The sequence below is a fragment of the Nocardia sp. CA-136227 genome, from assembly GCF_050955695.1.
In the GTDB taxonomy this organism is placed as follows: Bacteria; Actinomycetota; Actinomycetes; order Mycobacteriales; family Mycobacteriaceae; genus Nocardia.
This window is the reverse complement of sequence record NZ_CP192081.1, coordinates 2,853,434-2,878,599: the sequence shown is the minus strand read 5'-3', so window position 1 is coordinate 2,878,599 and position 25,166 is coordinate 2,853,434. Positions and strand designations below refer to the sequence as shown.

Genomic DNA, 25,166 nt, shown 5'->3' with positions numbered 1-25,166 from the left:
CGAATGTCCGTAATGTCTGTTTCGTTCTGTAACTCGACCAATAGACGAGGACGATGTCGAATACCACTGGGAGACTCCGACAATGGGCGGCCGCGGCCGCCGTAGGTTTCCTCGCGCTGACCGGGGCCACGATGCCCGCGGCGGCGGAGGAGACACCGGACTACGCACCGACAATGCTGATCCTGGACGCTTCGGGATCGATGGAACGGCCCGATCCGGCGGGCACCATGATGGACGCGGCCAAGGTGGCCGTGCATTCGTTCGTCGACTCCGCGCCCGCGCAGTCGCGGGTCGGGCTGGCCGTGTACGGCACCGGCACCGGAAACACCGAGGCGGACAAGGCCGCCGGCTGCCAGGACGTGCAGGTCCTGCACAAACCCCAGACCCTCGACCGGGCCGCGCTCGGCAGCGCCGTCGACGGTGTGCGGGCCCGCGGCTGGACGCCCATGGGCACCGCACTGCGTCAGGCCGCCGCGGCGCTGCCGGATTCGGGACCGCGTTCGATCGTGCTGGTCTCCGACGGCGACGACACCTGCTCCCCGCCCGACCCCTGCGAGGTAGCGGCCGAATTGAAGCAGCGCGGACTGGATCTGGTGCTGCACACCATCGGCTTCGCCGTGGACGGCAAGGCGCGAGCGCAGTTGACCTGCATGGCTCAGGCCACCGGCGGCACCTACACCGACGCCGCCGACGGCGCCGCGTTGCAGCGCACGCTGCCGCGCGTCACCGCCTCCGCCCTGCGCAACTACAAGGCCGTGGGCACGCCGATCACCGGCACCGGCAGCCACGACACCGCCCCGGTGGCGACGCCCGGGCTGTACCTGGACACCATCGGCCAGAAGGAGAAGCGCTACTGGGGTATCGACATCCCCGATGGCGCGACCGCGTATTTCAGTGGCACCGTGTCGTTTCCACGCGTCACCAATGTCGGCGTCGTCGAGGATATGAACGTCATCCGCATGCGCGCGTTCGGCGCGGACGGCAAGGACTGCAACCTCTTCGAGTTCCAGCAGACCACCAGTTCCAGTGACGGCGTGGCCATGACGGTGGCGAAGTCGTTCGAGCGGGCGACCCAGAAGCGCGAGAACCCCTCCGACACCTGCAAGGGCGGCGGCAAGTACTACTTCCAGCTGGAGTGGGACAGGGTGGCCACCGGTGTGCCGGAACGACTTCCGATCGAACTGATCTTCGCGATCGAACCGGGCGTGACCGATCCCGGGCCCGCGGCGGCCGCCAAGCCCACGACCTTCGTCGAGCAGAGCGGGCCGGGCACGCCGGTCTCGGGCGGCGCTTCGTTCACCGTCGCCGCCGACCTCCCGGGCGCCGGGCGCTACACCGATGTGGTGCGGCCGGGCGAATTCGTGTTCTACCGGGTGCATCTGGATTGGGGTCAGGCCCTGTCCTACCGGGTCAACTACGCCGGGAACGGGGTACGGGGATCGGACAACGTCTCCAATATCCGCACCGCGTTCTACAACCCGATCCGCGAGGAGATCGACTCGGACACCGGCGCCTACACCGGCAGTGACACGGTGCTGCCATCGAGCAAGGCGCTGGCGACCACGCCCGTCCGATACACCAACCGCTCCGCCGACCGGTACGAGTCGCACGAGGAAGCGCTGGCGGGCTGGTACTACATCTCGGTCAAGGTCGGGTCGAACCACACCACCATGGGCTCGAACACCCCGGTTCCGGTGCAGGTGGATCTGACCGTCAGCGGCACCGAGGAGAGCGGCCCGCGCTACACGAGTACCGCCGACATCTTCGGCGAGCACTCCGGCCCGAGCGTGAGCCGCACGTCCCCGTCGGGCAAGACGCCCGGCGCACCGGTCGCGGCGGATTCGACCGAGTCGAAGTCGAATTCGACGCTGATTCTGATCGCCGCGGCGGTCGGGGCCGCCGTCGTGGTCCTGGGCGGCGTGCTCATCGCGGTCCTCGTCGCCCGCGGGCGGCGCAGCAGGTAACCGCAGGTGACAGCCGGGGCCGCGGGGTCGCACGTCATCGTGCGGACCGCGGCCCCTTCCCTTGTCTCCGGGAGCCGGGCGCGGGACGATTGCCGGATGAAGAACGACCGGCTGGACGAGCTGCTGGGGTTGCTCGACAACAACACCTGCATGCTCGAGGTTGTCCAGGACGAGCTGCTGGGCGAGGGCGACCCCGACTAGAGGCAACAAGTTGCCAGCCCGATACCGTTGAGCCAAAAGGTCTGCGCCACTTACGTTCTCCTGACTCGCGCACGGAATGTCGTGCCCGGGAAGGGAAAGGAACTCTGATGAAGGCGAGACTTCTGCTGGCGGCAGCGGTGACGATCGGATCGACGGGTCTGTCGGTGTTCGCCGGCGCGCCCGCCGCGCAGGCCGGGCAGGCGTGCAACTGGTACCCGAGCGACGTGGGCCACGCCATCTACGGCGATTCGGTGATGGACGGCCCCTACAACACCTACAACCTGTACACCGGCAACTCCTCGAGCTGCGACCACACCGGGTACACCGTGGCCGAGGGCGCCGCGATCAAGGTGGTGTGCACCGAGAAGAACAACGCGGGCAACCTCTGGGTCTACATCAAGAACAGCGCGGGCCACAAGGGCTGGGTCTCGCGGTCCAATGTCGGCACGATCTGGCCCATCGTCTCCGACTGCTGAGTCCGGCGGTTCCGCCTCGCCGCGTCGCGGACGACACCGGCCGGGAAGCGTTTCACCAGTTCACGCCCCCGCGCCGGTCACCAGTCCCAGTGACCGAGATCACCTGGTCATAGACGGAATGTCTGGGTTACTGTCCAGTACGCAGGATGATCCACATCACACAACAGTAAGTGAAGCTATGAAACTGACGTATCTGTTGTGGGGGGCCGAACTGAAGACCAATCTGCACGACCGTGACCTGCGGCGAACCCTGGCCCGCTCCGGCGTCAGCGAACTGCAGATCAACATCCGCGACGAGTACGTCGCCGCAGCGGAACTCTGGTTCTGCACGTATGACACTCCCGTCGACGCCGTGGTGACCATGCGCGGTGTCGAGGACGCGGACTTCGTCACCTCGCTGCTGCGACCGCTCGCCGATCGCCTGGAGGGCTTCCTGGTCGACGAGTACACCCCGGTGGCCCCGCCTCGCACCGACAGCGGCACCCGTGCGGAAGCCTTGGCGCGCATCGCGATCCTGCGCATTCCCCCGGGCATGCCCCGCGACGAGTGGCTGCGGGCCTGGATTGTCGACCACACCCGGGTCTCACTGGAGAATCAGGCCGCCGTCGGTTACATCCAGAATCCGGTCCTGGCCCCCATGACCGCCGGCGCCCGCGCCGACGCCATCGTCGAGGAACTCTTCCCCATGGAGGCCATGTCCGACCCGCACGCCTACTGGGGCAGCGGCGGCGACGCCGCCGAACTGGAACGCCGCCTCTCCAATATGCTCGACAGCACCTCCCGCTTCGGCGCCGACCGTGACATCGACGTCATCCCCACCAGCCGCTACGTCTACTCGCTGCGCTGAGCCCGATGGATACCATTGTGGGGTAATTGTTTCCAATGTCCCCTATGTCTGATATTTGCTGAGGCAGCGAAAACTGTTGCCACGGCGGCCCACTGACGAACCGTGATGTTCCGGGCCGTGTCGAATATCCGTAAGTCCTTTCCCGGGTGTTACGTTCGGGCGGATTTGCATATTCGATCGGCTTGGTGACATGTGGGTCATTCGGATAGGTTGCCGCGCTGATCCGACACGGTGGGATGGCGTAATGCTGCAGGTGAATCCGGCGCTCGACGAACCCCGGGTACGACCGCCCTCGTTCGGGGCGCTGCTGAGCAGATTGCGGCGGACTCGAAGAATCTCGCGGGAGCGGCTGGCATTCGGGATCGGGACCAGCGCCAGTTACATCGTGCATTTGGAGAAGGGGTACCGCACCCATCCCGGCATCGAGGTGGTCGAGGCGATCGTCAGATACCTGGACCGGCAGAGCCCGATCTCGTCGGCCGAGCAACGGCACCTGCTGGACCTCGCCGGACTCGGCCAGACCGCGTTCCCGACCGCCGAGGAGCTGACCGCGGCGGTCAGCCCGGAAATGCGGCAGGTGCTGGTTCTGCACGAACCAAATCCGGCCGCCTATCTGGATATCCGGGGCACCGTGCTGGCGTGCAACGAGAATTACCGGCGGGCGTTCCCCGGACTGGATATCGGCGTCAATCTGCTGCACTGGTATCTCACGGACGACAATTCCCGCCGGGTACTCCCGGACCTGGACGACGAGATCCGGTTCGCCGTTCAAGGATTGCGGGGACTGCTGTCCGACAACAGCGCCGCCGATGGGGCCCGCGAATTCCTCGCCGAACTCTCCCGTTTCGACATCGTCAGAGAACTGTGGGACGAAGCCCCCGCCAGCTACGGCAGACCGGAGCCGGGAATGCGCCTGCGCGACCCCGAGACCGGCCACGAGTACACCATCAACGCCCAGCTCTACGGTGTCACCGACGACCCGGCCTACCCGGGACGCATACAGTTCTTCCTCGGTATCCGCCCTACGAACGCCCCACCCGCCGAAAACCGGTCCGGCCCGACGCCCCCGGCCGACCGGATCAGCGACCCGCAGTGTGAACCGCTCGAGCATCTGCCCGGCCTCGCCTGACAGATCGGCCCGCCGCCCACGAGTGTCAGGCTGTACTCGCGCGAGGACTCCTGCTAGAAATCCATCGTGCTCAATGCATTTGCGCGTTCCCTGGCTGCACTGTCCGTCACCGCCGCCACGATCGTCACCCCCGCGACCGCGTTCGCCGCGCCGGTCGGACCGTCGGACTGCGCGCCCACCCTGTCCCCCGCCGAGATCGACGAGATCGTGCGGCTCTCCGATACCGCCGCCCTCGCCGGTGCCGACCAGCTCGCGCGGCTCGACGACGCGGTGGCCCGCGATCACGGCCTCACCGAGATCCTCGAACGCCACACCGACCGGCGCGGCACCTTCGCGACCGGTCTGGACACGGTGGAGCAACTCGCCGTGATGCCGCTCCAGCACACTCCGCGGGCGTTCGCCGATCCGGAATACGCCCATCGGGTCAGCTTCGATCTGCTGCGCCGGTTCCTCGACAATGTGCACGCGGAATTCAGCGGCGGCACTCCGGAACCGCACTGGCGCAACTATTTCGCCCTGGCCGCCGACTGCTCGGCCTCCCCCGCCCGCGTCGCGCTGGCCGGATACAACGCGCACCTGGTGGTCGACCTACCCCGGGCCGTGGCCGCGGCGGGCTCCACTCCGGCCGACGCCGGCGACTACTTCACGATCGTCGCGGGGATCGCGAGCATCGGCGATGTCATCACCGAGCGCACCGACCGGATCTACCGCGCGAAGCTGGGCCCGCTGTGGCGCTTCTACTTCCTCGGCGAGGGTCTCGACGCCGCGCTCGGTCAGGGGGCGGCGACCAAGCCGATGCTGGTGTTCGCCGACCTGGCGGCCAACACCACCATCTTCGCCAATGGTCTCGCGCTCGAGAATCCTTCGCTCGCACCGGCCGTGGAGGCCGGGATCGAGCTGGAACACCGCACCGCGGAGTCCTCGTTCGACGTGCTGGCCCAATTCGACGCCATCTGACCGGCTCGCACTTTCCGGCCGGCTGTCACGAGGCTCCGGATGCCCGCAGCGCCTTCCGGTCGATCTTTCCGGTGGGATTGCGCGGGATCTCCGGCACGACGGCGATCTCGCGGGGCCGCTGGAACCGGGACACCCGGTCGTGCAGGAACGCTCGAAGCTCTTCGGGACCGATGTCCTGCCCCGGCGCCACGACCGCGTAGGCGACCAGCCGCTGCCCGTAGTCGGCATCCTCGATCCCGATCACCGCGGCGTCGCACACCGCCGGGTGGGTCGCGAGCACGTTCTCCACTTCCTGCGGATACACGTTCTCGCCACCCGAGACGATCATGTCGTCGGCCCGGCCCGCGATGAACAGCCGCCCGCCCGGGTCGAGATACCCGAGGTCGCCGGTGCTGATCAGACCGTCGGTCCGGGCCTTGTCGCCGCCACCGGAATACCCCGCGAAACCCAACGCGCTGCCGACGTAGATCTGCCCGACCGCCCACGCGGGCAACCGCGATCCGTCCACGCCGAGGATGCGCACGTCGGTGCCGCTGACCGGGCGGCCCACGGTGCCGAGCGCGACACGCAGATCGGCCGGTGTGGCCAAGGTGCCGATGCCGACTTCCGAAGAACCGTAACCGTTGTAGAGCACGTCGCCGAAGGTCGCGATGAACGCCGCGGCCACGGCCGGCGCCAGCGGCGCGCCCCCGGACAGCACCACACGCAGCGACGCCAGGTCGTGGTCGGCGCGCTTCTCGGCGGGCACGGCCATGATGCGTTGCAGCATCATGGGCACTCCGGCGAACATCTCGACCCGGTGGGCGGCGATCGTCGCCAGCGCGTTCTCGGCGTCGAATCGCCTGCGCAGCACCAGTTTTCCGCCCAGGGTGATCCCGAGCAGGGCGATGCCGAGGCCGAAGCCGTGGAACATGGGGATGCCGACGGCGATCACCGCGCCCGCGCGCAATCCGGTGCGATGGATCACGCTCGCGGCGGTGCCCGCGATCATCGACACTCCCGGTTCTCGCGGCACGCCCTTGGGGATGCCCGTCGTGCCGGAGGTCAGGATCACCAAGCGGCCCGACGCCTTTCGCGCGGGGGCCGCGAGGCCCATCCGCAGCCAGGCGTCGACGCTCGGGTCCATGGATCCGGCCGACCCGAAGCAGATCACCAGCGGTCCGGTGTAGCCCGCCGACCGCAGGACGGGCACGAACTCGGCATCGCAGAGCACCGTCACCGGGTGATGGCGGTCCAGTGTGCGCCGCAGCGCCTCGGTGTGGAAGTCGGTATTGAGCAGCAGCGCGTCCGCGCCGGTGGCCAGCACCCCGAACAGCCCGGCGACGAAATACCGGCTGTTGCGGCACATCACCGCCACCCCGTCGCCGGTGCCGGCGCCGATCACGCGCTCCAGTCCGCCCGCCACGGCGTCGACGGTCGCCGACAGCTCCGCGTAGGTGACCGTGCCACGGTCGTCGACCACCGCGGTCCGATTCGGCCACCGGGCCGCGGACAGGGACGGCAGGACCGGGGGGTTCGTGCGGTGACCGGCCAGCGCGCAGCTCATGCGCACCGCCGCCCCGACCCCGACCGGGCGCAGCACCTGCGCCTCGGTCAGCGCCACACCCAGCGCTATCCCGTTGCGCGCCAGCTTGATCCGATTCATCGCTGTCCCCCGGCGCTCGCGGCGTCGGTGTCGCGGGTGGCCCGCGCCCAGACCCGCATGAACGCGGCCATCGGGCCCGGCAGCGCGGTGGACATCACGTCGGCGGGCCATACCCACCAGGGGGCCAGGGCGCGCGGGCGACGCACGATGGCGCGGGCGACGATCTCGGCCGCCTCCTCCGGATACAGTCCGGGCAGCAACCGCATGATCGGGGTCGGCGCGCTCATCCGGGTGTACATCAAGGCCATGTAGGCGGTGGTGACGGTGAGGCCGTCGGCCCGCAATTCCGGTGTGACACTGCGCAACCAGACGTCGAAGGCCCCTTTGGACGCCTGGTAGGCGCCCCAGCGCGGGCCGGGCGCGATCCGCACGCCGACGGTGGAGATATTGATGATCTGGCCGCGGCCCGCCTCCCGCATGGGCGGCAGCAGGCCCAGCAGCAGCCGGATCGGGCCCAGATAGTTGATGCCCATGGTGCGTTCGAAGTCATGGAAGCGGTCGTACTGCAGGTGCAACGACCGCCGCATCGACTTGCCCGCGTTGTTCACGATCACATCCAGGGCGCCGTGCCGCTCGGTAATGGTCTTGGCCAGCTCCCCGGCCGCGACCTCGTCGGTCAGGTCCGCCGGATAGGAGAAGGCACGCCCGCCCTTCGAATTCAACTCCGCGGCAAGGGCTTCCAACCGCTCCGCGGTCCTCGCCACCAGCAGCACCGTCGCGTCGGCGGCGGCCAGCTCGCGCGCCACCGCCTCGCCCAGCCCGAAGGACGCGCCCGTGACGAGCACGGTCTTGCCGGACACCGCCCGCCGCAACGCTTTCCGATCGGAGGACCGCGGCGGGTTGACCGCCCGGTCCAGCGTCATCCGGGCCGCGCGCACGACCGGGTTCTCACTGTTCGTCATCGCTCTTCCTTTTCCGCCTCGAGGGTCCCCGCCCCAGCGACCGCCTCGAGGGTCCGTAAACCGGCGATCTGTATCCGTGCGGCCAATCGCACGGTCTCGTCCCAGCCGCGGGCGTGCAGGTGGTGCCGCACACTGGTGAAGTTGTCGGCCAGACCGGTGATCACCGACCACAGCGTCGCCACCACGGTCCCGGTGTCGATCTGCGCGCCGAGGCCCGGAATCCGCATCCGCTCGACGGTTCGCAGAATCAGGTCGTAGGCGCGCGCTGCCGCGAGCACCAGCTGACCGCCCACCTCGTGATCGACGTCCACCTCCCCGGCCAGCACCGCCCAGATATTGAGTTCCTGCCCGTACACCCGGTACATCTCGGCGTAGTCGGTGGCGATCGCCACGAACAGGTCCTCGGGGTCCGCGAGGCTCTCGCACAGCGGCTCGATCTTCGCGACGAATTCCCCGAGTCGTTCGGCGTACAGGGCCGCGTACAGCGCTTCCTTGGTCGCGAAGTACGTGTACACGGTGCCCGGACTGATGCCCGCTCCTTTGGCCACATCGCGCATCTGCAGCGCGGCGTAGCCCTGCTCGGTCAGCAACCGTCGTCCGGCGTCGAGGATGTCGCCCCGACGAGCCTCGCGGTCACCCCACTTCGTGGCCATCCACCCGCCATTCTGAACACGGTTCATATTGAACACGGTTCAGAATGCAGTAGGTGTAACCAGGTGTCAACACCTGGCTAGGAGAAGCGTTGTACCGGAACGGGAGTGCGTGCACCGAGGCAGCGCAGCGAGAGATTCGGCGAGTGCGGGAGGGGCGACGGGCCCTCAGCGCGATTTGCGAACCAGAGCCACCCGCCGACGACGGCGACGGGCCGGGGCCGGCTGCGCGGAGCGGCGGGGCTTGCGGCCGTGGCGCAGCAGGATCATGAGCAGATCCTCCGCCGCGCGATAGTGCGGGATGTCGACCCACAGCCGCCAGAGGACCTCCGGGTCCCCGGCCTCCAGCACAGTGACACGGACCGGGAGGACGTAGGCGGCGATGCCGATATCGGAGAGCGCGAAAAGCACTCGATAGACGTGGGACTCGTCGAGGTCGGCGAGGATTCCCCACCCTCGCGCGTCGAGTCCGTTGCTCAAACCCCGCGACGGGACCCAGTGCGGAGTCAGGCGCCCTACCGACCAGGGATCGGGGATCTCACGCGCCGCGGTCATGACGGCAGTCTATGCGCGTGAGCGAACCGGCGTCGCGGGTCGGCGTCGCGGCGCAGGTCGGGAGCACTATCGGGTGGCGTCGTGGCGGACCGCGGTGACGGCCCTGCGGGCGGCGACCTGGACCGGGTCCCAGACCGGGGAGAAGGGTGGCGCGTAGCCGAGGTCCAGGGCGACGATCTGGTCGACGGTGAGACGCGCGGTGAGGGCGACGGCGACGATGTCGATGCGTTTGCCCGCGCCCTCGCGGCCGACGATCTGTGCGCCGAGGAGGCGGCCGGTGCGGCGTTCGGCGAGCATCTTCACGGTCATGGGGGCTGCTCCCGGGTAATAGCCGGAGCGGCTCGTGGATTCGATGGTGACAGTGACGAATTGCAAGCCGGCGGCGAGGGCGTCGCTCTCGCGCAGACCCGTTCGGGCGACCTCCAGATCGCATACCTTGCTGACCGCGGTGCCCACCACGCCGGGGAAGGTGGCGTAGTCACCGCCCACGCCGGAACCGATGATCTGGCCGTGCTTGTTGGCGTGGGTGCCCAGGGGGATGTGGCGTTCGGAGCCGGAGACGAGGTCGAGCACCTCCACGCAATCGCCTCCCGCCCAGATGTTCTCGTGCCCGCGCACCCGCATGGCGAGATCGGTGAGCAGGCCCCCGGACTCCCCCAGTGGGAGACCCGCCGCGCGGGCGACGCCGGTGACGGGGCGGACACCGATGCCGAGAATCACGACGTCGGCGGGATATTCGGCGTCGGCGGTGGCGACGGCGGTGACGCGTCCCCGTTCGTCGGTCCGGACGGCTGTCATTTCGGTGTCACCGATGACGTCGATGCCCATGCCCTGCATCGATTTCCGGATCAGCGCGCCCATATCGGGATCGAGGGTGGACATCGGCTCGGCGCCCCGGTTGATCATGGTGACCTGGAATCCGCGATGGATCATCGCCTCCGCCATTTCCACCCCGATGTATCCCGCGCCCACCACCACCGCGCGCCGCCCCGGAATCGATTCGAGGGTGTCGATGAGCCGCTGACCGTCATCGAGGGTCTGCACACCGTGCACCCCGTCGGCGTCGATACCGGGCAGCTCGGGCCGGATCGGCGTCGCACCGGTGGCGATCACGAGCTTGTCGTAACCGATCCAGCCTTCCTGCCCCGCGTCGAGCGCACGGAACCGCACCCGCTGCCCGGCCACATCGATCTCCACCACCTCGGTCCGCAGCCGCAGATCGATATCCCGCGCCCGATGCTGCTCCGGCGTCCGCGCGACGAGCTCATCCGGCCCACCGACTTCCCCACCGACCCAATACGGAATCCCGCACGCCGAATACGAGGTGAAATGCCCCCGCTCGAAGACGACGATTTCCAACTCCCGCACGCTCTTCAGCCGGCGCGCCTGCGAAGCCGCCGCCATCCCCGCCGCGTCCCCACCGATGATCACCACGCGTTCGCTCATGACTGACACGGTACGAGGTCACGGCCCACGAAACCGGGACCAACCTGTTCCGCCGCGGGGCGCGGCCGTCGGAGGCCCGGCGCAGGACGCCCTCGCTGACGGTTCCGCGCCGCCGCGCTCCCCCATATCCACTCCGACGGCCACCGCTGCCACCGGCAGCGCACAACACGGCAATTCACTGGGCTTGACGCCGGTACCGATGATCTGGTGCGGCAATGCCCCTTGGGCTGCCAGAGTCAATTGCCTTGGGCGGCAACAGCTTGCCGACGCGGCAGCTTAGGTGATGACCTGCCGCAAATCAATGGCAAGCCGAAATGCGATACGGCACAGAATTAGCCAAGCGTCCGGTTCTACCCTCAGGTAAGCTACTCGCCAGTATTCGATTCAGGTTACGGTCCAGCGTGGGCTCGATGGACGGTCCGACGGGGAGGTCGGGCGCAGCGAGGCAGGGTAGGTGCAGGTGTTGATCAGAGGGTTGAGATTGCCATTCGCCGTGCGGTGCGGCGTGATATCGGATGGCCGCACCGGGCTGAACTCGAATGTCGTTGCGCGCGAATCGATGCGGGGCATCACATCCTAGCAACGCGCGGGGCTCGATCCCGCACATCACTTCTCGGGGGGGACTCGAGCTACCGAGGAGACTCTGTGTCTGGCATTGCCACTGCCGTGAATATCCCCGAGCGCAGCCTTTCCGGCTTGCCGCTCCTGGGAATTCGATCCCGGCTGCGTCGACCTCCGCCCGGTCAGGCAACCTCGAACAATCTCTAAAACTCTTGGTGTAGTAGACATTTCACACATGCGCGGTGCTGTTGCGCGCAGGTGCGTGCTCGTCGTGAGGAAGGATCTCGAGTAGTGACCCGATCAGATTTCCCCGTAGCTGTCGTTGGAATGGCGTGCCGGCTGCCGGGAGTTGCTGATCTCGACGACTTCTGGCGGCTACTCGGCGAGGGACGCGCCACCGTCGGCGCCGCCCCGGCGGCGCGCGCGAATCTCAGCGAACGCGCGAGTTTCCTGGATTCCGTGAGCGATTTCGACGCGGAGTTCTTCGGCATCGCCCCCCATGAGGCCCGATCGATCGATCCACAGCAATTGCTCGCGCTGGAGCTGAGCTGGGAAGCCCTCGAAGACGCGGGGCTGGCCGATGTGGCCCGCGAATCGCGCCGGGGCGGGGTATTTCTCGGTTGTACCAGCGGTGACTTCGCGGAACTCGTCAACGCCGCCGAAGGGCCCGGCATCACGCGCCACTCCCTGTGGGGCGCGACGCGCGGAATCATCGCCAACCGGGTTTCCAACTATTTCGGTTTCACCGGCCCCAGCCTGTTGGTCGACAGCGCCCAGGCCTCCTCGCTGGTCGCGGTGCACCTGGCGTGCGAAAGCCTGCGGGCGGGTGAAACCGATATCGCATTGGCCGGTGGCGTCAATCTGATCCTCTCGCCGACCAGTGGTGAACGGATCGAACACTTCGGTGCGCAATCGGCACAGGGCCGGTGCTACACCTTCGACTCGCGCGCGGACGGATTCGTGCGCGGCGAAGGCGGTGGCGTGATCGTGCTGAAGCCGCTGGCACAGGCGATCGACGACGGCGACCGGATTCACGCCGTCATCCGTGGCAGCGCGGTCAATACCGGCAATGAACGGCGGGTGTTGAGTGCGCCGAGTCGCGAAGCGCAGGTCGCCGCGATTCGCTCCGCGCTCGAGGCGGCCGATGTGCCCACCGATTCCGTGCAGTACGTCGAATTGCACGGCACGGGAACACCGGCGGGCGACCCGGTCGAGGCCGCCGCACTCGGCGCGACATACGGCTCCGATCGCGAACCGAATTCGCCGCTGGCGGTGGGGTCGGTCAAGACGAATGTCGGCCATCTGGAGGGCGCCGCCGGAATCATCGGCCTCATCAAGACCGCGCTGTGTCTGCGCCACCGCGAACTCGTGGCCAGCCTCAATTTCGAGCGGCCCAATCCGGCTATTCCCCTGGATGATCTGCGCTTGCGTGTGGTCAGCGAACCGGAGCAGTGGGCTGCGACCGCCATTCGGCGGGCGGGCGTATCCGCATTCGGTATGGGCGGTTCGAACGTTCACTTGATCCTCGACGAGGCTCCGATCGCGGACATCGCGACAACTACCAGCAAGTCCGAAGACGCCGCCGAGGTGCCGATCGTGCTCTCCGCGCGCGATGAGGCCGGCCTCCGCGCGCAGGCGAGCCGGCTCCGTGACTGGCTGGTGCGCCACCCGGAACTCGCCCTCGCCGACGTGGCGTATTCTCTGCTCACCGCCCGCGCCCAGATGCCTTGGCGGGCAGACTTTTCCGTGTCGAGCCGCGAGCAGCTACTGGTCGGGCTGGGAACGCTCGCCGAGCACGGCGGCGGTTCGGACCGCACCGGACTGCCGATGGACTCGACGGCCGGGGCGACCGGTGTCCGGGTAGACCTGCCGCCGTACGCATTTCACCGCCGGGAGAACTCCACCGAGCTCGAATCCGTCGATTCGCCGCCGGTAGCGCCCGCCCCGACGGTCCTCGCGCACCAGCTGCGAGCGATGCCCGAATATCAGCACCGCGCCGCGGTTCTCGCCGTGGTCCGCGAGCAGGCCGCCGCGGTCCTCGGGTACGAATCGGCCGAGTCGATTCGCGGCGACCTGCCGTTCACCGATCTCGGGTTCGACTCGCTCAGTGGCGTGGAACTGCAGAAACGCCTGACCCGGGCGACGGGTGTGGAATTGCCGCCCTCGCTCATCTTCGATCACCCCACCGCCACCTCGGTGGCCGACCTGCTGAGGTCACACGCCACCGCGGCCGGTGAGCAGCGCGGCCGGGTCACGCGGCGAACCTCCTCGGACGAGCCGATCGCGATCGTCGGCATGGGTGCGCGGTTCCCCGGCGGTATCTCCTCCGCCGATGAGCTGTGGGACCTGGTCGCGGCGGGACGAGACGCGATCGGTGACTTCCCCGCCGATCGCGGCTGGGATCTCGATCGTCTCTACGATCCCGACGCCGACAAGGCGGGCACCGTCTACACGCGACGAGGCGGCTTCCTCAGCGGTGCAGGTGATTTCGACCCCGGATTCTTCGGGATCAGCCCGCGCGAGGCACTGGCGATGGATCCGCAGCAGCGGGTGTTCCTCGAAACCGCGTGGGAAGCCCTCGAAGACGCCGGAATCGACCCGACCACACTGCGCGGCAGCGATACCGGTGTCTTCGTGGGAGCCTGCGCGTCAGGGTATTCCGGTCTCGTCACCGGCGAGCTGGAGGGCTTCCGGCTGACCGGCACCTCGCACAGCGTCATCTCGGGCCGGCTCGCCTACGTCCTCGGCCTGGAGGGGCCGGCGGTGACGGTGGACACCGCGTGCTCCTCCTCGCTGGTGGCGCTGCACTCGGCGTGCCAGGCATTGCGCAGGGGCGAGAGCTCTCTGGTTCTCGCCGGAGGCGTGACCATCGCCGCGACTCCCGACCTGTATGTCGATTTCTCCCGGCAGCGCGGGCTGTCGCGCGACGGCCGCTGCAAGGCTTTTTCTGCCGCTGCCGACGGTGTCGGCTGGTCCGAGGGATCGGGGGTGCTCGTTCTGGAGCGACTCTCCGATGCTCGCCGGCTCGGACACGACGTCCTGGCGGTGGTGCGTGGTAGTGCCGTCAACCAGGACGGCGCGAGCAATGGGCTCACCGCACCCAATGGGCCGTCGCAGCAACGCGTGATCGAGCAGGCCCTCGCCGACGCCGGAATCTCGGCGGCCGATGTGGACGCCGTCGAGGCGCACGGCACCGGTACGAGACTGGGCGATCCGATCGAGGCACAGGCGCTGATCGCCGTCTACGGACAGGCTCGCGGCGACCGGGAACCCCTGCGGATCGGTTCGCTCAAATCGAATATCGGCCATACCGTCGCCGCCGCCGGCGTCGCCGGTGTGATCAAGACCGTTCAGTCGATGCGGCATGGACGACTGCCGCGCACCCTGCACGCGGAAACGCCTTCCCCGCATGTGGATTGGAATGCGGGTGCGGTACGGCTGCTGGCCGAGGCCGAACCGTGGGAACGCGGGGAGCGGCCGCGGCGGGCGGGGGTCTCGTCGTTCGGGATCAGCGGAACGAACGCGCATGTGATCCTCGAGGAAGCGCCCGTCGACGCGGCGACATCGGACACTCCGCGCGGCGGCTCGGATCTCCCGAACACGAGCGCGGTGCCGCTGGTCCTCTCGGGCAAGAGCGAGGCGGCGCTGCGCGCACAGGCCGCCCGCCTGCGACTGTGGTTGTCGGAACGCCCTCAGCTGGATGTCGCCGAGGTCGCCGGTGCGCTGACTTCGACCCGGGCACAACTCGATTCGCGCGCGGTGGTGTTCGGACGCGACCGGGACGAGCTGCTCGAGCGATTGCAGGCCGTCGCCGATGCGGGCAGTGGCGCCGAGATCCTCACCGGAACCCTCGTCACGGGCCAGACCGCGTTTCTGTTCACCGGACAGGGTGCCCAGCGAGTCGGCATGGGCGCCGACCTCTACAGCGCCTTCCCCGCCTTCGCGACCGCACTGGACGAGGTGTGCGCACACCTCGATCCGCTCCTCGGACGGTCACTGCGTGAGGTGATGTTCACCGATGCCACCGGCGTGCTCGATCGCACCGAATGGACGCAACCCGCGCTCTTCGCCTTCGAAGTCGCGCTGTACCGGCTGCTGGAATCGTTCGGAACGGCACCGGACGTCCTCGCGGGCCACTCCATCGGCGAACTGTCGGCCGCCCACGTGGCCGGAGTGCTGTCGCTGCCCGACGCCTGCGCACTCGTGGCGGCCCGAGGCCGGTTGATGGGCGAACTCCCCGAGGGCGGGGCGATGCTCGCCGTCGCCGTCGACGAGGCACGAGCGAACGACATCATCGCCGGACACGATGGCCGCCTCTCGCTCGCCGCGGTCAATGCCCCGGCCGCGACGGTGCTTTCCGGTGACTCCGACGCGATCGACGCCGTCGAACGAGACCTGGCCGCCGAGGGAATTCAGACCACCCGGCTGCGCGTCAGCCACGCTTTCCATTCGGCACGAATGGATCCGATGCTGGCGGGGTTCCGCACGATCGCGGAGCGCCTCACCTATCACCCGCCCCGGGTGCCCATCGTTTCCACCGTCGCCGGAGACCTGGCGGGCGAGACCATCGCCACCCCCGACTACTGGGTGCGGCAGGTGCGGGACGCCGTCCGCTTCGCACCCGCGATCGCCACCCTGCTCGCGAGCGGAGTGCGGCGATTCGTCGAAGTGGGACCGGATGCCATTCTCAGCGCGGCGACCAACCGGTACCTGGCGACCGATCCCGCCATCGAGTCGTCGACCTCGGTCGTGGCCACTTCGCGACGGTCGAATGATCAGGTACCGCAGCTGCTCTCCGCCCTGGCGCAGCTCCACGTCACCGGTGACCCCGTCGACTGGCGGCCCCTGCTGCCCGCCTCCGATCGACGAATCCCGTTGCCGACCTACGCATTCCAGCATCAGCGGTTCTGGCTGCGCCCGAGTATTTCCGCGGGCACGTCCGGTGATCACCCGATTCTGACCGGTGTCGTCGGGGTCGCGGGCACCGATGAATGGTTGTTCACGGGTCGACTGTCCATGCGCGAACACCCGTGGATCACCGACCATGCGGCGCACGGCGTGGTGGTCGTCCCGAGCGCGGTCCTGGTGGAATTCCTGCTCATCGCGGGCATGCGAATCGACTGCGATGTGCTCGACGAGCTCACGTTGCAGGTTCCGATCGTGCCCGCCGACGACGACGAGATCGAACTCCAGGTCGCTGTTCGGGCTCCCGAGCCCGGGCGTCGGCCTTTCGACTTCTACTTCCGGAAGTCCGCGGATGCTCCGTGGGTACTCAATGCGACCGGCGCACTCGCGCAAGAACATTCGATCGACTCGGAGGCATTGCGGTTGCTCGGCCAGGCGTGGCCGCCCGCCGATGCGGAAGCGATCGACGCGACGCGCATTCCGAGCCTGATGACTCAGGGCTCCGGGCTCGAATACGGCCCGGCATTCGGCGGCGTCCAGGCCGTATGGCGACAGACGGACGCTGTCTTCTCCGAGGTCTCCCTACGCACCGAGGCGGGTGACGCGGCCCGCGCTTTCGGTCTGCACCCCACGCTGCTGGATATGACGGTGCACGCCGGACTCGCCGAATTGCTGTGGCGCGGACTGGATCACGAACCGGGCTCGGGGAAACTGTTGTTCCGCTGGGGCGGTGCGCGATTCCATCGGCCGATGGCGGATCGATCGGCGCAGCTGACATCGCTTCGAGTCGCCGCCGTCGCGACGGGGCCGGAGACCATCTCCGTCGCCGCCGTCGATTCCGTTGGCCGGCCGATTGTTTCGGTGGATGCCGTCGTCATGCGCCCGTATGACGTGCGACGGTTCTTCGAAGGACTGTCCGAGAACACGGCCGATCTGCATCAGGTGCGCTGGGAGCGCGCGGGCGGCGAGGTCGTCGGCGACGCGGAGCGGATTCCGACCGCGGTGGCGTACCGTCCGGAGCTCCCGGGCGAACCGGCCGATATCGGTTCGGCGACCCGACGGGCCGTGAACGAGACGCTCGCCCGGCTGAATTCGTGGCTGCTGGACGAACGGCAATCGGACGCGCAGCTGGTCGTCATCACCACCGGCGCAATAGGAGTCGCCGACGAGACCCCCGATCTCATCGCGGCCGCGGTGTGGGGCGTGGTGCGCACCGCGCAGTCGGAGAATCCGGATCGCTTCGTCCTCGTCGACGAGGACCCGGCGGCGCCGTTGGATGCCGAAGCGCTGGTCGCCGTGGTGCGTACGGGGCAACCGCAGGTCGCGATTCGCGGTGCCGAGGTGCTCGTACCGCGATTGGTTCGCGCCGAGACCGCCCACGCCGAGGTCGACCCCACCCCGTTCGGAACCGGAACGGTGCTGATCACCGGCGGCACAGGCGGATTGGGCGCATTGTTCGCCCGGCATCTCGTGACCGAGTACGGCGTCCGGAACCTGGCGTTGACCTCCCGCCGAGGCCCCGACGCTCCCGGCGCGACGGCCCTGGTCGAAGAATTGGCAACCCTGGGCGCCCAGGCTCGGATCATCGCCTGCGACATAGCCGACCCTGAATCGGTACGACAGCTGGTGAGCGGTCTGGATTTGAGCGCGGTGGTACACGCCGCAGGCGTCCTCGACGACGGCACCATCGGCTCCCTGACCGCCGAGCAGGTCGACCGGGTCTTGGCGCCGAAGGTCGCCGGCGCGTGGAATCTGCACGAAGCGACCGAGAATATCGACCTCTCCGCATTCGTGCTGTTCTCCTCGGTCGCGGGAGTGATCGGTTCGGCCGGGCAGGGCAACTATGCGGCCGCGAACAGCTTCCTGGACGCGCTGGCCGAGCGGCGACGCGCCGCCGGCCTGGCCGCGACGTCCTTGGCCTGGGGACCCTGGGGCGAGGCGGGCGGAATGACGGGCGAGTTGGACCGGGTCGCCGTCGCCCGGTGGGATCGCCTCGGGCTCGGGCAAATCGAACGCGCCGAGGGACTGCGTCTGTTCGATGCCGCGCTCGCGCATCGTGCCGCACGCCTGGTTCCGCTGCGTTTCGATGCGACCGCACTGCGTCGCGGATCCGACGGTCGCGCGTTGCCGCCGGTCCTGCGCGGGTTCGTCCGGCGTCCCGCCGAGGTCGTGAAATCCGTTGGCGCGGTGGATACCTTGGCCGCGAGGCTGGCCGAGGCGGGTTCGGACCGCGGTGCCGCCCTGACCCTGGAGACGGTGCGCGCCCAGGTCGCAGCCGTCCTCGGACATGATTCCGGTGACTCGATCGATGCCGAGACGCCGTTCCGGGAACTGGGCCTCGATTCGCTGGGCGGAGTGGAGCTGCGGAATCGGCTCGGTAAGGCCACCGGTCTGTCTCTGCCCTCGACCCTGGTCTTCGATTACCCGACGCCCGCGGCGGTGGCGAAGCTGGTCCAGTCGAGAGTCGCGCCGACGGCGACACCGGTGGCGAAGCCGGCGGCGTCGAGCCCCGCACGCACCGATGAGCCGATCGCGATCGTCGGCATGGCCTGCCGCTACCCGGGAGGTGTCGAATCCCCCGACGCACTCTGGGATCTGGTGTTCGCGGGAACGGACGCGACCAGCGACTTCCCCTCCGACCGCGGCTGGGAGCTGGACCGGCTGATCGACCCGGACCCCGACAACCCGGGTACCACCTATTCGGGGCGAGGTGGATTCATCACCGGCGCCGCCGATTTCGACGCGGGCTTCTTCGGAATCGGTCCCCGTGAGGCGGTCGCGATGGATCCGCAGCAGCGGTTGCTGCTCGAAGTGTCCTGGGAGGCGCTCGAACACGCGGGAATCGACCCGACCTCATTGCGCGGCAGCGATACCGGCGTCTATTCGGGCGTGATGTACCAGGACTACGAGTCGCTGACCCGCAACGCGGGTCCGGAGGTCGAGGGTTACGCGCTCACCGGATCGCTGGGCAGCGTGGTCTCGGGGCGGATCGGCTACGCCCTGGGACTGGAAGGTCCCGCGCTGACGGTGGACACCGCGTGCTCGTCCTCGCTGGTGGCGCTGCACCTGGCGTGCCGTGCGCTGCGGCAGGGGGAAAGTTCCCTGGCCCTGGTCGGCGGGGCCACGGTCATGGCCACGCCCGCGGTCTTCCTCGACTTCTCCCGGCAGCGCGGTCTCGCCTCGGACGGGCGCTGCAAATCGTTCTCCGCGGCCGCCGACGGCGTGGCCTGGTCGGAGGGTGCGGCCGTGCTGGTCGTCGAACGGCTCTCGGACGCGCAGCGGCTCGGCCACACCGTGCTCGCGGTCGTCCGTGGCAGCGCGGTCAAGCAGGACGGCGCCAGCAATGGTCTGACCGCGCCCAACGGACCGGCTCAGGAGCGGGTGATCGCCGAGGCGCTGGCCGACGCCGGTTTGACGGCGGCGGACGTGGACGCCGTCGAGGCGCACGGCACCGGCACCACCCTGGGCGACCCGATCGAGGCGCACGCGCTGATCGCCACCTATGGACAAGCTCGCGGCGACCGGGAACCCCTGCGGATCGGCTCGCTCAAATCCAATATCGGGCATGCCCAAGCGGCCGCGGGTGTCGGCGGAATCATCAAGATGGTTCAGGCCATGCACCATCGCGTGCTGCCGCGCACCCTGCACGCGGACGAGCTCTCACCGCATGTCGATTGGTCATCGGGGGCCGTGCGGGTGCTCACCGACGCCGAGCCGTGGCCCGGCGGTGACCGGCTGCGCCGCGCCGGCGTCTCGTCCTTCGGCATCAGCGGAACGAACGCGCACGTCATCCTCGAGGAGCCGCCCGTGACCGCGGCCGAACCCGCCCTCGCACCGGAGAATCCGAGCGTCGCCGCCCTGATGCTCTCGGGACGGTCCGAGGCGGCCCTGCGCGATCAGGCGGATCGGTTGCGGCAGTGGATGATCGAACGCCCCGAACTCGCCGCACGGGATGTCGCCTCGGCCCTGGTCCGCACCCGGGCCCGACTGGACTGGCGCGGCGGGGTCATCGGTCGCGACCGTGACGAACTGCTCGCCGGCCTGGCGGCCCTCGCCGACGGGCAGGCCACCACGACCGCCGTCGCGGGCACGGCGACACCGGGGCGAGTGGCGTTCCTGTTCACCGGACAGGGTGCGCAGCGCCGCGGCATGGGTGCCGGGCTCTACCGCGACTACCCGGCCTTCGCGAGCGCCCTCGACGAAGTGTGCGCCGAATTCGACGGCCGGCTCGGCGGATCGCTGCGCGCGGTGATGTTCGACGCGCCCGAAAGCGGGCTGAACCGAACGGAATTCACGCAGCCCGCGCTGTTCGCCTTCGAAGTGGCGCTGTTCCGGCTGCTGGAGTCCTTCGGCGTGATGCCGGACGTGGTCGCCGGACATTCCATCGGTGAGCTCGCCGCGGCGTATGTGGCGGGCGTGTGGTCGCTGCCGGACGCGTGCGCACTGGTGGCGGCACGCGGACGGTTGATGGGTGGCCTGCCCGAAGGCGGCGCCATGCTCGCGGTGGCTGTCTCCGAGGCGGACGCGGTAGCGGTGGTGGCCGACTATTCCGATCGCCTCTCGGTGGCGGCGGTCAACGGGCCTGCCGCCGTGGTGCTCTCGGGCGATGAGGACGCCGTCGCCGAGGTCGACCGGCTGTTCGAGCAGCGCGGTGTCCGGACGAGTCGGCTCCGGGTCAGCCACGCGTTCCATTCGGCGCGCATGGACCCGATGCTGGCCGAATTCCGCACTGTGGCTGAGGGATTGACCTATCGGCAGCCGCTGCTGCCGATCGTTTCGAACGTCACCGGCACCGAGGCGGGCGACGCTGTCCGCGACCCAGAGTACTGGGTGGCGCAGGTGCGTGGCTGTGTGCGTTTCGCGCCGGGAGTCGACACCCTGATCGAGAGCGGTGTACGGAAGTTCCTTGAGGTCGGCCCCGACGCGGTGCTCACCGCCATGACGTCGGCCTGCCTGGCGCAGCACCCCGAGGTGGAGTCGAAATCCATGGCGGTGGCGGCATCTCGGCGGTCGATGGACGAGCCGACCGCGTTCGTCACCGCATTGGCGCGGGCGGATGCCGCCGGTATTCCCGTCGACTGGTCGCAGGCTCACGACCGGCCTGCTGTCCGTGTCGCCTTGCCCACCTATGCGTTCCAGCGTCAGCGCTATTGGGCCCGGCCCGTCGTGGCGAACGATGTCCGGCGTTCGGGACTCGAAGACGCCGGTCATCCGCTGCTCGGCGCGATCGTCCGGCTGCCGGGCTCGGAGCAGGTGGTGTTCACCGGCCGGCTGTCGCGAAGCGCGCAGCCCTGGCTCGAAGACCACGCGGTCGCGGGCACGGTGCTCTTGCCCGGCGCCGCCCTGGCGGAGCTCGCGCTCCATGCCGGTGCGGTCACCGGGCGGCCGCGTCTGGCCGAACTGGTGATCGAGGCGCCGTTGCCGATTCCGGCGGATGCGGGGGTCCAGCTGCGCCTGGTGGTGGGCGAACCCGACGACTCGAACGGCGTGACGGCACAGTTCTATTCACGAGTCGAGAACGCCGGACCCGACGGCGAATCGCCGTGGACGCGCCACGCCTCCGCGACCCTCACCGACGACGCGTTCGCACCGTCGAACCCGGGCGGATCGCCCGATTGGCCGCCCGCGGATGCCGCGGCGATCGCCGTCGAAGACGGCTACGCGGCGCTGGCGGAACGCGGCTACCGATACGGGCCGGCGTTCCGAGGCGTGCGGTCGTTGTGGGCGCGTGCCGGTGAGGCGTTCGCCGAGATCGCACTGCCGGATTCGGTCCGCGACCAGGCCGGGGAGTTCGGGATCCACCCCGCCCTCCTGGATTCGGCGCTGCACGCGATCCTGCTGGGCGGGCTGCTTCCCGCGCCGCCGAATGGTTCGGTCGCCGTGCCGTTCTCCTGGGAACACGTCGGCCTGCGTGGCACCGGATCGAACGCCCTTCGGGTGCACGCGAGGGTTTCCGATTCCGGGGGCGAGCGCATCAGCTTGACCTTCACCGACCAGGCCGACACGCCGGTGGGTGAGGTGGGGGCACTGACCCTGCGTGCCATCGCGGCGGGCTCGCTCACCGCATCCCGGCGCGACCGCCTCGGCTACCACGTCGATTGGGTGGCCCGGCCGCAACCGGACGGCGGCACAGTGGATGTCGTCTGGGCCGGCGCCGCACCGGACGGGGACTACGAGATCGCCACGATCGGCGAGCGCAGACATGTGGTCGCATCGATCGAACCGGCGACCACGACCGGATCCGTGCCGGAATCGGTGCGCCGGACGGTCATCGACGTCGCCGCGCGAGTGCGGCGACTGCTGGACGGTGATGATCCCGTCGTGGTGGTCACGCGCCGGGCGGTCGCGGCCGAGGCCGGCGAGCACATCGATCCGGCGAGCGCCGCCGTGTGGGGCCTGCTCCGCACCGCGCAGAGCGAGAACCCGGACCGGATCAGGCTCGTGGACATCGGCGGGGACGGCGCCCTTCGCGCAGGCGTGGAGTCGGCGTCGGCGATCGCCGACGAATCCCAGCTGGCTGTGCGGGGTTCGGCGGTGTACGTCCCGCGAGTCACCCGCGACTCCGGCGCCCTGACCGCCCCCGCCGGTGCGGCCTTTGCGCTGACCCTCCGTGACCGGGGAACCCTGGCCATGGAGAACTTCGGACTCGACGAGACCGCGGGCGCGACAACCGTGCTCGAGCCGGGCCAGGTCCGGGTGAGTATGCGTGCGGTGGGCCTGAACTTCCGGGATGTGCTCATGGCGTTGGGCACCTACCCGGATCCGCTCGGCCGCATCGGCGGCGAGGGCGCGGGCGTCGTGCTGGAAGTCGGGGCCGACGTCACCGAATTCGCCGTCGGTGATCACGTTTTCGGTTTCACCCCCGGTATGGGTTCGGTTGTCGTGGTGGACCGGCGACTGCTCGCACCGATGCCACGCGGCTGGTCGTTCGCACAGGCCGCCGCTGTTCCGATCGTGTACGCGACCGCCTACTACGGTCTGGTCGACCTCGCCGACGCCCGGTCCGGTGAGACGCTGCTGCTGCACGCGGCGACCGGCGGCGTCGGCATGGCGGCGGTGCAACTCGCCCGGCACCTGGGGCTGCGCGTCCTGGCCACGGCGAGCAAACCCAAGTGGAACGTACTGCGCGACATGGGTTTCGACGATGCGGATATCGCCGATTCCCGAACCCTGGAATTCGAACAGGAATTCCTGGAGCGCACCGGCGGCGCCGGCGTGGACATCGTGCTCGATTCGCTGGCAGGCGAATTCGTGGACGCCTCGCTGCGCCTACTCCCCCGCGGCGGGCGATTCGTCGAGATGGGGATGATCGACCGTCGCGACCCGGTCGAGATCGGCGCGACGCACCCCGGCGTGCGCTACGCCAGTTTCATGCTGATGGAGGCGGGACCCGAGCGGCTGCGGGAGATTCTGGCAGCCCTCGTGGCACTGTTCGATCGCGGTGAGCTGACGCCGTATCCGATCACCGCATGGGATCTGCGGCGCGCCCCTGACGCCTTCCGCCACCTCAGCCAGGCCCGGGGTGTCGGCAAGAACGTGCTCACCGTCCCGGCACCGCCGCGCACCGACGGAACCGTGCTGATCACCGGCGGCACCGGCGGTTTGGGGGTGGTGGCCGCACGCCACCTCATCACCGGCCACGGTGCGCGCAGGCTCGTGCTCGCGAGCCGACGCGGCATGGAGACGCCGGGTGCGGCGGAAACGGTCGCCGAACTCACCGCACTCGGCGCGCACGTGGACGTCGTCGCGTGCGATGCGGCCGATCGGGCGGCGCTCGACCGGCTGCTCGCCACGATCCCCGGCCGGCACCCGCTGACCATGGTCGTACACGCGGCAGGTGTGCTGGCCGACGGCCTGCTCGCCACCATGACCGACGAGCAGATCGCACGGGTCCTGCGTCCCAAGGTCGACGCCGCCTGGAATCTGCACGAGGCCACCGCGGGCATGGACCTCTCGGCCTTCGTGCTCTACTCCTCGGTCGCGGGGGTGCTCGGTACGGCGGGCCAGGCCAACTACGCCGCCGCCAACACCTTCCTCGACGCACTGGCGCACCTGCGGCACGCCGAGGGACTCCCCGCGACCTCCATCGCATGGGGGCCATGGCAGCAGAGCAGCGGAATGACCGGCGATCTGACCGAAGCGGATCTGGCACGACTGCGACGGGAGGGCCTGCTCCCGCTGAATGCGGACGAGGGCATGGACCTTTTCGACGCGGCTACGGCCACCGGCCGTCCCACCTCCGTGGCGGTTCGCATGGACCGCGACGCGCTCGGCGCGGGCGACCCGGCCGGTGTCCGCCCGATCATGCGGGCACTGTCCAGGCCGGCGGCCACCTCGGCGACAGCGCTGAAGCAGCGGGGGGCGGTCACCGAACCGGCGACGGCGGAGATCGCCGCCGATTCGGGACAGCTGGTCACCCGCCTGCTCGGTCGTTCGGCCGAGGAGCAGAAGCGGGTCCTGCTCGGTGTGATCGGCGTGCACGCCGCGGCCGTGCTCGGTCACACCGGCGCCGACACGTTGGAGCCGGATAGACCGTTCAGCGCGATCGGGTTCGACTCGCTCGGGGTGATGGAATTCCGCAACAGGTTGAAATCGGCTGCGGGAGTGCAGTTGTCGGCCACCGCGATGTTCGATCACCCGACTCCGGCGGCCCTGGCCGAGTTCCTCCGTCAGGAGTTGGTGCCTGCCGACGCGGCCGCGCGGGCGCTCGCCGCCGAGGTCGACTCGCTCACCAGAAGTTTCGCCGAGGCGGAACTGACCAGGTCGGAACGTTCCGACCTGGCCGAGAAGTTGCCCGCGCTACTACGCAAGCTCGAGGACGTAGCGGCCGATCGCGGCCCACTGCACCCACCAGGGGTGAACGACGCCGGCGATCTCGAATCCGCCGACGACGACGAGCTTTTCGAATTCATCGACAGCCTCTGAGCT

The 25,166-nt window shown here is 69.1% G+C and carries 11 protein-coding genes; 6 read left to right on the top strand and 5 right to left on the bottom strand.

Going from position 1 to position 25,166, the window contains the following annotated elements; all coding sequences use genetic code 11:
• The first annotated feature begins 53 nt into the window (after positions 1-53).
• The 5 genes from ACQP06_RS13060 to ACQP06_RS13040 all read left to right on the top strand — a co-directional run bounded on the left by ACQP06_RS13060 (position 54) and on the right by ACQP06_RS13040 (position 5,574).
• Positions 54-1,964: a vWA domain-containing protein gene (locus tag ACQP06_RS13060; RefSeq protein WP_433672460.1), complete on the top strand. Its 1,911-nt coding sequence runs from the start codon at positions 54-56 to the stop codon at positions 1,962-1,964.
• 308 nt (positions 1,965-2,272) lie between these two features.
• Positions 2,273-2,641, top strand: a complete 369-nt coding sequence (locus ACQP06_RS13055) for a hypothetical protein (protein WP_433672459.1) — start codon at positions 2,273-2,275, stop codon at positions 2,639-2,641.
• Positions 2,642-2,819: 178 nt separating this feature from the next.
• The gene (locus tag ACQP06_RS13050) at positions 2,820-3,488 is read left to right on the top strand and encodes a hypothetical protein (protein WP_433672458.1); all 669 of its coding nucleotides are present in this window, start codon (positions 2,820-2,822) and stop codon (positions 3,486-3,488) included.
• 244 nt (positions 3,489-3,732) lie between these two features.
• Positions 3,733-4,617 carry a helix-turn-helix domain-containing protein gene (locus tag ACQP06_RS13045; RefSeq protein ID WP_433672457.1) on the top strand — a complete coding sequence of 295 codons (885 nt, stop codon included), beginning with the start codon at positions 3,733-3,735 and terminating at the stop codon, positions 4,615-4,617.
• Positions 4,618-4,683: 66 nt separating this feature from the next.
• A complete protein-coding gene (locus ACQP06_RS13040; protein WP_433672456.1) occupies positions 4,684-5,574 on the top strand; it encodes a DUF5995 family protein in 891 nt (296 codons plus the stop codon).
• A gap of 25 nt (positions 5,575-5,599) precedes the next feature.
• Here the strand turns inward: ACQP06_RS13040 and ACQP06_RS13035 are convergent, their stop codons facing one another.
• The 5 genes from ACQP06_RS13035 to ACQP06_RS13015 form a co-directional block, all read right to left on the bottom strand.
• Entirely contained in the window at positions 5,600-7,219 is a 1,620-nt protein-coding gene (locus tag ACQP06_RS13035; protein ID WP_433672455.1) for an AMP-binding protein, read from the bottom strand.
• Complete coding sequence (locus ACQP06_RS13030) at positions 7,216-8,121, bottom strand: SDR family NAD(P)-dependent oxidoreductase (protein ID WP_433672454.1); 906 nt, start codon at positions 8,119-8,121, stop codon at positions 7,216-7,218. Before ACQP06_RS13030 ends, ACQP06_RS13035 begins: the two co-directional genes overlap by 4 nt.
• Positions 8,118-8,801, bottom strand: coding sequence for a TetR/AcrR family transcriptional regulator (locus ACQP06_RS13025; protein WP_433672453.1), 684 nt, complete (start codon positions 8,799-8,801; stop codon positions 8,118-8,120). The genes ACQP06_RS13030 and ACQP06_RS13025 overlap by 4 nt, the downstream gene beginning before the upstream one ends.
• Positions 8,802-8,939: 138 nt before the next feature.
• A complete protein-coding gene (locus ACQP06_RS13020) occupies positions 8,940-9,326 on the bottom strand; it encodes a hypothetical protein (protein WP_379272720.1) in 387 nt (128 codons plus the stop codon).
• Positions 9,327-9,392: 66 nt separating this feature from the next.
• Positions 9,393-10,772: an FAD-dependent oxidoreductase gene (locus ACQP06_RS13015; RefSeq protein ID WP_433672452.1), complete on the bottom strand. Its 1,380-nt coding sequence runs from the start codon at positions 10,770-10,772 to the stop codon at positions 9,393-9,395.
• A gap of 852 nt (positions 10,773-11,624) precedes the next feature.
• Here ACQP06_RS13015 and ACQP06_RS13010 point away from each other — a divergent pair.
• The gene (locus ACQP06_RS13010) at positions 11,625-25,163 is read left to right on the top strand and encodes an SDR family NAD(P)-dependent oxidoreductase (RefSeq protein ID WP_433672451.1); all 13,539 of its coding nucleotides are present in this window, start codon (positions 11,625-11,627) and stop codon (positions 25,161-25,163) included.
• Positions 25,164-25,166 lie beyond the last annotated feature (3 nt).

Excerpts from the sequence above, each read along its gene's own strand:
- ACQP06_RS13060 (WP_433672460.1), top strand. The coding sequence starts at position 54 with ATGTCGAATACCACTGGGAGACTCCGACAATGGGCGGCCGCGGCCGCC.
- ACQP06_RS13055 (WP_433672459.1), top strand. The coding sequence starts at position 2,273 with ATGAAGGCGAGACTTCTGCTGGCGGCAGCGGTGACGATCGGATCGACG.
- ACQP06_RS13050 (WP_433672458.1), top strand. The coding sequence starts at position 2,820 with ATGAAACTGACGTATCTGTTGTGGGGGGCCGAACTGAAGACCAATCTG.
- ACQP06_RS13045 (WP_433672457.1), top strand. The coding sequence starts at position 3,733 with ATGCTGCAGGTGAATCCGGCGCTCGACGAACCCCGGGTACGACCGCCC.
- ACQP06_RS13035 (WP_433672455.1), bottom strand. The coding sequence starts at position 7,219 with ATGAATCGGATCAAGCTGGCGCGCAACGGGATAGCGCTGGGTGTGGCG.
- ACQP06_RS13030 (WP_433672454.1), bottom strand. The coding sequence starts at position 8,121 with ATGACGAACAGTGAGAACCCGGTCGTGCGCGCGGCCCGGATGACGCTG.
- ACQP06_RS13025 (WP_433672453.1), bottom strand. The coding sequence starts at position 8,801 with ATGAACCGTGTTCAGAATGGCGGGTGGATGGCCACGAAGTGGGGTGAC.
- ACQP06_RS13020 (WP_379272720.1), bottom strand. The coding sequence starts at position 9,326 with ATGACCGCGGCGCGTGAGATCCCCGATCCCTGGTCGGTAGGGCGCCTG.
- ACQP06_RS13015 (WP_433672452.1), bottom strand. The coding sequence starts at position 10,772 with ATGAGCGAACGCGTGGTGATCATCGGTGGGGACGCGGCGGGGATGGCG.